This is a genomic window from Blautia sp. HCP3S3_D9 (assembly GCF_052063845.1).
GTDB lineage: Bacteria > Bacillota > Clostridia > Lachnospirales > Lachnospiraceae > Blautia_A.
This window is the reverse complement of record NZ_JBQHWS010000272.1, coordinates 1-1,378: the sequence shown is the minus strand read 5'-3', so window position 1 is coordinate 1,378 and position 1,378 is coordinate 1. Positions and strand designations below refer to the sequence as shown.

Annotated in this window: 1 rRNA gene; it reads left to right on the top strand. The window is 53.9% G+C overall.

What is annotated here, in order from left to right:
• A 23S ribosomal RNA gene (locus ACTNES_RS20820) occupies positions 1-1,378 on the top strand; the annotation flags it as partial.

Genomic DNA, 1,378 nt, shown 5'->3' with positions numbered 1-1,378 from the left:
CACTTTGGCAAATCCGGGTGGCAATGGGAAGCCGTGATGCGGAGCGAAATAAAGTAGTGAAGTCCGTGAGCCATGCGTCAAGAAAAGCCGCTATTGTTTATACCGTACCCGTACCGTAAACCGACACAGGTGGATGAGGAGAGAATCCTAAGGCCGGCGGAAGAAGCATTGTCAAGGAACTCGGCAAAATGGCCCCGTAACTTAGGGATAAGGGGTGCCTCAGAAATGAGGCCGCAGAGAATAGGCTCAAGCAACTGTTTAGCAAAAACACAGGTCTATGCGAAACCGAAAGGTGAGGTATATGGGCTGACGCCTGCCCGGTGCTGGAAGGTTAAGAGGAGAGGTTAGCGCAAGCGAAGCTTTGAATTTAAGCCCCAGTAAACGGCGGCCGTAACTATAACGGTCCTAAGGTAGCGAAATTCCTTGTCGGGTAAGTTCCGACCCGCACGAAAGGCGTAATGATTTGAGCGCTGTCTCGACAATGCATCCGGTGAAATTGAAGTACCAGTGAAGATGCTGGTTACCTGCGCCAGGACGGAAAGACCCCATGGAGCTTTACTCCAGTTTGGTACTGGGACTCGGTATTGCATGTACAGGATAGGTGGGAGGCTTAGAGACAGTAACGCCAGTTATTGTGGAGCCGCTGTTGGGATACCACCCTTGCAGTATTGGGTTTCTAACCAGCCGCCGTGACCCGGCGGTGGGACAATGCCAGACGGGGAGTTTGACTGGGGCGGTCGCCTCCGAAAGGGTATCGGAGGCGCCCAAAGGTTCCCTCAGAATGGACGGAAACCATTCGAAGAGTGCAAAGGCAGAAGGGAGCTTGACTGCGACACCGACGGGTGGAGCAGGTACGAAAGTAGGGCTTAGTGATCCGGTGGTATTAAGTGGGAATGCCATCGCTCAACGGATAAAAGCTACCCTGGGGATAACAGGCTTATCACTCCCAAGAGTTCACATCGACGGAGTGGTTTGGCACCTCGATGTCGGCTCATCGCATCCTGGGGCTGTAGTAGGTCCCAAGGGTTGGGCTGTTCGCCCATTAAAGCGGTACGCGAGCTGGGTTCAGAACGTCGTGAGACAGTTCGGTCCCTATCCGGCGTGGGCGTAGGATATCTGAGAGGAGCTGTCCTTAGTACGAGAGGACCGGGATGGACGGGCCGCTGGTGCATCGGTTAGACTGCCAAGTCTACGGCCGAGTAGCCAAGCCCGGAAGGGATAAACGCTGAAGGCATCTAAGCGTGAAGCCCCCCTTAAGATGAGATATCCCATTCGAAAGAAGTAAACCCCCTTGAAGACGACGAGGTAGATAGGGCAGAGGTGGAAGTGCAGTAATGCATGGAGCTGACTGTTACTAATCGGGTGAGGGCTTGACCAA